Origin of the sequence: Rhodococcus sp. MH15, assembly GCF_019266045.1 — a bacterium.
GTDB classification, from domain to species: Bacteria; Actinomycetota; Actinomycetes; order Mycobacteriales; family Mycobacteriaceae; genus Rhodococcus_F; species Rhodococcus_F qingshengii.
The window spans coordinates 1-5,770 of record NZ_LPNP01000033.1; the positions used below are offsets into that span (position 1 = coordinate 1).

Consider the following 5,770-nt stretch of genomic DNA (forward strand, 5'->3'; position numbering starts at 1 on the left):
AGGCACACTTTGTTGATGCTCAGGGCGGGGACGTTCATGGGGATGCCGGCGGCGACGGCGGCTTGGCGGGCGGGCATCTGGCCGGCGCCGGCGGTGAGGACCTGTCCCATGATGACGTAGTCGACTTGTTCGGGTGCGACTGAGGACTTGTCGAGGGCGCCTTTGATGGCGATGCCGCCGAGGTCGGACCCGGAGAGGTCTTTCAACGATCCGAGGAGTCGACCCATCGGGGTACGAGCTCCCGCAACAATCACAGAACTGGTCACGATTTCCTCCGGCTGCAAAAGAGAGATAGTCGTCGGTTCCGTGCGGCCTAAGAGCCAAGTCACATCCCGACGTGTACTCCTCAAACGGTAGCGCTACCGTGAAAGGTATGACACAGACCTCCCCCAGTTCTGCACTCGCACCTTTGTCGTCCGACCTCGTCGTCGCGATCGATCACGTCGGGATCGCGGTGCCCGATCTCGACGTGGCAATCGAGTGGTACACGCAGCACCTGGGCATGGTGTCGACCCACGAGGAAATCAACGAATCGCAGGGCGTGCGTGAGGCCATGCTCTCCGTCGTCGGCTCCCCCGCCGGATCCACTGCCGTTCAGCTGCTCGCGCCTCTGGACGAGAACTCGACCATCGCCAAGTTCATCGACCGAAGCGGCCCCGGCCTCCAGCAGCTCGCCTACCGGGTCACCGACATCGACGCCATCTCCGCCGAGCTTCGCGACCGCGGGGTTCGGTTGCTGTACGACGCTCCCCGACGCGGTACGGCCAACTCGCGCATCAACTTCATCCACCCGAAGGACGCCGGCGGCGTCCTGGTGGAACTGGTCGAACCCGACGCGAGCCACTAGCAGACCCGACTCCAGCTCGTATGCCAGGTAGATTGTCGCCATGGCATACGAGCAGGACCGCGGTTCGATCCAACTTCCGTTCCAGATCGCACGGAAGGGATACGACCGCGACGAGGTACGTAACTACTTCGAGCGATTCGACGCGGAGCTGCGAGTTACCGCGGCTGATCGTGATGCTGCCGCTGCGCAGGCCCGTGACCTCGCCAAGCAGCTCGACGATGCACGCGACGACATCGACGACCTCCGCAAGGACGTAGACCGCCTCTCGGTACCGCCCACCACTGCGGAGGGCATGAGCGATCGCATCAGCCGCATGCTGCGCCTTGCCTCCGACGAGGCCTCGGAGGTGCGCGCGAAGGCCGAGGCCGACGCAGCCGAGATGACCTCCATCGCCGAACAGGACGGCGCTCGCCTACGTGGGCACTACGAGTCGCTGATCGCCGAACTCGAGGACCGTCGCAACGCGATGGAAACCATGCACGAGCAGACCATGGCGCAGGCCCGTACCGAAGCCGCCCGGATCGTCGAAGCCGCGCAGGCCGAGCGGGATCGACTGGCTGCCGAGTCCGAGGCCAAGCGCACTCAGATCCGCGAAGACTTCGACATCTCGATGTCGGAGCGCCGCGCCAAGGTCGTCGCCGCCGTCAACGAGTTGGAGTCGTCGAGCAAAGCAGAGGCCGAGCGTCGACTCGCCGATGCGTCGCACGAGGCTCAGCGCAGGCTGCAGGCCGCCACTGATCAGTCCGAGCGCAAGATCGCTCACGCGAAGGAACTCACCGAAGAACTGCGCGTTCTCCGAGGCCGAATCCTGGCTCAGCTCTTGGGCATTCGCGGACAACTCGATTCGGTTCCGGCCATGCTCGCATCGGTCAACCGGGAGAGCGAACTCCTCGATGCACCGCCCGCTCCGGTCATCGTCGAAGCCGAGGAAGATCTCGAGATCGAAGACAAGAAGGCCGACGCAGATAAGGTCGACGCAGATCCGGTCAAATCAGAACCGAGTATCGACGAAGACGACGTTCTCGAGGACTCGGACGAGACGAACACCGCCGAGATCGACACCCGCGCCGTCGAGCAGCGAGCCCAGTCCAGGAACTGATCGACGCTCAGGACCACCGTCTGGTCAGGCTGCGCGTACCGCGGCCTGACCAGCATCCGGTATGCCAGTGTCGACGCTCGTTCGCGCCGCCCGGTTCCGAAGGCCACGTCACCACGTGAGCGACGCCGGGTCTGATGTCGTGATCACAACCGGGGCATCGATAGAACTTCGTCGCGTTGGAGCCGGGTATCGGCCTCACCATGTACATTTCACCGCCCGGACCGGGTTCCTCCCGGACCAGCGCTCCGCCGAACAACACACCGCTTGGTGACGCCGACTCCGCGCTCGAATCCCGCGCACGCCGAGTATCCGTTCGACGGGATTGCTTCGGCGAAGGTTTGCGGCGCGGCATGGTTCGAGTCTAAACAGCGTCAGAAGAGGCGGAACTCGGTGCTTTCGGTGCCCCGCAAGGCCTCGTAGTCAAGGACCAGGCAACGGATCCCACGGTCGTTGGCCAAAGTCTTTGCCTGCGGCTTGATCTGTTGCGCTGCAAAAACTCCCGTGACCGGCGCGAGCAGCGGATCGCGGTTGAGCAATTCGAGGTAGCGCGTCAACTGCTCGACGCCGTCGATCTCGCCGCGACGCTTGATCTCCACCGCCACCGATGCACCGTCCGCGTCTCGGACCAGAAGGTCGACCGGCCCGATGGCCGTCATGTACTCACGCCGCACCAACGTGTAGCCGGGGCCGAGTGTCTCGACATGCTCCGCCAGAAGTTCTTGAAGGTGTGCCTCGACACCGTCCTTGATCAATCCCGGATCGAGACCGAGTTCATACGACGAATCGTGCTCGACCTCTTCGAGAGTGATCCGCAGTTCCTCGCCCGCCTTGTTGGTGACGACCCACAGGATGTCGTCGCCGTCCCCGGTGGTCTCGACCAACCAGCACGGCGGACTCATCCAGTTGAGCGGCTTGTACGCCCGATCGTCGGCATGGATACTGACCGAGCCGTCGGCTTTGACCAACAGCAGTCGTCTTGCGGTAGGGAGGTGGGAGGTCAGGCGTCCCACATAGTCGACACGGCAACGAGCAATAACTAGGCGCACCGGACCACCCTAAGCGATCATTACGACTACTCTCGACACACTATGCAGCGAAGCCGTGTCCCGAGTGCGCCCCTGGGGTCGTGGCTGCTCGGATCCACCGACGAAAGCCCCAGGCGCCGCCGAATCCGCGTCCAGGCACTACTCACCGCGCCCCTCCTGGTCACAAACCTGATCGGAGCGGTACTGGCGATCGTGCTCATCGGATTCGTGGTTCCCGGACCCGAGATCATCCACCCCGAATTCGCATGGATCAACTTCATTGCCGTGCCCGTCTTCATCGGGTGTGTCTTTCTCATCGGACTTCTGTGGGGCACCAAACGGCTGATGCGGGATCTTCGATGGGCCACCGAGGATCACCCACCGACAGAGCAGAATCAACGCGCGGCGCTGCGCGGGCCGTGGCGACTGACCCGAGTGCAAGCCGCCCTGTGGACGGCCGCGCTCATCACCTTCACGACAATGTACGGAATCGTCGACCCCGATACCATTCCGAAAGTTCTGTTCACCGTGGCTTTCAGCGGTATCACCACGTGCGCCTTCTGCTACCTGCTCAGCGAGTTCGCACTCCGCCCGATTGCTGCGCGTGCACTCGAATCCGGAGCACCCCGCAAGGCTGCCGTTCTCGGACTGACCGGCCGGACAATCCTCGTCTGGCTGCTCGGAAGCGGAGTCCCCGTCACCGGCTTGATGCTCGTAGCGGTCTTCAGCTTCATCCGGCCTGCTTCGTGGCAAGCCCTCGCGACCGCGATACTCGTCATCGGCGGGATCACTCTGTGCGTCGGACTCGGGCTGACATACATCAACATCCGGTCCGCCGCGGCCCCCATTCGGTCCGTGCGACGAGGAATGGAACAAGTCACCCGTGGCGACCTCACCGCGTCCGTCGTCGTGTACGACGGAACGGAACTGGGACTACTGCAGGCCGGCTTCAATCGCATGGCCGAGGGTCTGCGCGAGCGAGAGCGAATACGCGACCTCTTCGGGCGCCACGTCGGACACGAGGTTGCCGCAAACGCGGTTCGCCGAAACCCGGAACTCGGTGGTGAAGAACGTGACGTTGCCGTACTCTTCGTCGACGTCATCGGATCGACCACCATCGCGGCCACCAACTCCCCTACGGCGGTGGTCGCTCTACTCAACCGTTTCTTCGACGTCATAGTCGACGAGGTCGACGCACACGGCGGATTCGTCAACAAGTTCGAGGGCGACGCAGCGCTGGCGATCTTCGGAGCGCCGACGACACTCGACGATCACGCCGGCAGCGCACTCGCCGCTGCCCGCAAGATTCAGCAGCGCCTGCGTGCCGAGATTCCGGAAGTGAGCGCGGGAATCGGCGTCGCCGCAGGTGTTGCCGTAGCCGGGAACGTCGGTGCGCGAGAAAGATTCGAATACACCGTCATCGGTGATCCCGTCAACGAAGCGGCGCGACTGTCCGAAGTTGCCAAGACGGTTCCGGGTAACGTCGCCGCATCCGGTCGGGCTGTGGCTGCCGCTGACAGCGCCGAGGCTGCACAGTGGTCGATCACCGAGAACATCACCCTTCGCGGCCGCCTCGAACAGACCGAGCTCGCGATTCCGTGCGACGCCCTGGAGTCCGAGACCAGCCCGTCAGACTCCGTGCCCGTTCAGCCCTGACCCCAACACCCCCCTGAGCGAACGGCACGTTCGGTCGATCCAAGGCGATCAACGCCACGTTCGCTCGATGACTTTCCCGCTTCCCAACGGTCTATATCGAAACAGCGGAGATCCGACGACACCTGGGAGATGGGTACGACTATGAAACTGACGACCTTTACCATCGTCACTCTCGACGGTGTGATGCAAGGACTCGGTGGTCCGGACGAAGATCGCCGTGGCGGATTCGAGCGGGGCGGCTGGTCCGCGCCATTAGTGGACACCGAAGCCATGGATTACCTCGTCCAGGTCTACCAGCGAGCTGACGCGTTCCTGTTCGGGCGACACACGTACGAGATCTTCGCCGGCTATTGGGGCGCGTTCGAGAATCCCGACGTCAACCCCATTGCAAGCGCTCTGAATTCGCGGCCCAAGTACCTTGCGTCGACGACGCTCACCGATCCGCAATGGACGAACACGACAGCCCTTTCAGGTGACACCGCCATCGCTCTCGGCGAACTGACAGCCAGACCCGGCGGTGAGCTTCAGGTGCACGGCAGTGGCAACCTGTGCCGCTGGCTTTTCGCGAACGATCTTGTCGACGAGATGATCCTGCTGATCGTTCCGGTGGTGGTAGGCCAGGGCACGCGGCTGTTTCCCGACACCGGACCGGACATCGCACTCGAGCTGGCCGAATCGCGAGCCACATCAAAGGGCGTGACGATTCAGAGGTATCTGCCGGCTGGCCGGCCGAAGTATGCGACTGCCACCGCCGACGGCATCGACTGATCCGGGCAAAGCGCCTGTCGTCCTCAGTCGTGTTCCCGCCCCTGATGGTGTGAACGTACCGTTCCCCTCGTCCAAGAGGGTGAGCGTGCCGTTCACTCGATCCCGGACGCGGTGGTGAGCCCACTGTGCTCCCGCCCCTGATGGTGTGAACGGTACGTTCGGTCGATCTGAGGCGACGAACGTACCGTTCACTCGAATCCGGGGGGTGCCGGCGGGGGTGCTTTCGGGTGTTGGCGGGGTGGGGTGTTTTGGGTACGAGAAAGCCCCCCAACCAGTACTGGTTGGGGGGCTTCTCTAATGTGTGTTCGGCGGTGTCCTACTCTCCCACACCCTGTCGAGTGCAGTACCATCGGCGCTGAAGGGCTTAGCTTCCGG

General features: G+C 63.4%; 6 protein-coding genes and 1 pseudogene. 4 read left to right on the plus strand and 3 right to left on the minus strand.

Annotation, left to right across the window (positions count from 1 at the left end):
* Positions 1–266: pseudogene (locus ATN37_RS00370) on the minus strand (acetyl-CoA C-acyltransferase); the annotation flags it as partial.
* 107 nt (positions 267–373) lie between these two features.
* Here ATN37_RS00370 and mce point away from each other — a divergent pair.
* Together mce and ATN37_RS00380 are read left to right on the plus strand one after the other, a co-directional pair.
* On the plus strand, positions 374–847 hold the full coding sequence (gene mce, locus ATN37_RS00375) for a methylmalonyl-CoA epimerase (RefSeq protein ID WP_007733251.1): 474 nt from the start codon (positions 374–376) through the stop codon (positions 845–847).
* A 40-nt stretch (positions 848–887) separates the two neighbouring features.
* A complete protein-coding gene (locus ATN37_RS00380) occupies positions 888–1,946 on the plus strand; it encodes a hypothetical protein (protein ID WP_007733248.1) in 1,059 nt (352 codons plus the stop codon).
* 7 nt (positions 1,947–1,953) lie between these two features.
* On the opposite strand, the gene ATN37_RS32200 is transcribed toward ATN37_RS00380, so the two are convergent.
* Both ATN37_RS32200 and nucS read right to left on the minus strand, forming a co-directional pair.
* Positions 1,954–2,298 carry an ATP/GTP-binding protein gene (locus tag ATN37_RS32200; RefSeq protein ID WP_256519465.1) on the minus strand — a complete coding sequence of 115 codons (345 nt, stop codon included), beginning with the start codon at positions 2,296–2,298 and terminating at the stop codon, positions 1,954–1,956.
* A 19-nt stretch (positions 2,299–2,317) separates the two neighbouring features.
* Entirely contained in the window at positions 2,318–2,992 is a 675-nt protein-coding gene (gene nucS / locus ATN37_RS00385) for an endonuclease NucS (RefSeq protein ID WP_007733244.1), read from the minus strand.
* A gap of 42 nt (positions 2,993–3,034) precedes the next feature.
* Here nucS and ATN37_RS00390 point away from each other — a divergent pair, with 42 nt between their 5' ends.
* Together ATN37_RS00390 and ATN37_RS00395 are read left to right on the plus strand one after the other, a co-directional pair.
* Positions 3,035–4,627, plus strand: coding sequence for an adenylate/guanylate cyclase domain-containing protein (locus ATN37_RS00390; protein ID WP_218694590.1), 1,593 nt, complete (start codon positions 3,035–3,037; stop codon positions 4,625–4,627).
* 141 nt (positions 4,628–4,768) lie between these two features.
* Entirely contained in the window at positions 4,769–5,395 is a 627-nt protein-coding gene (locus ATN37_RS00395; protein WP_218694591.1) for a dihydrofolate reductase family protein, read from the plus strand.
* Positions 5,396–5,770 lie beyond the last annotated feature (375 nt).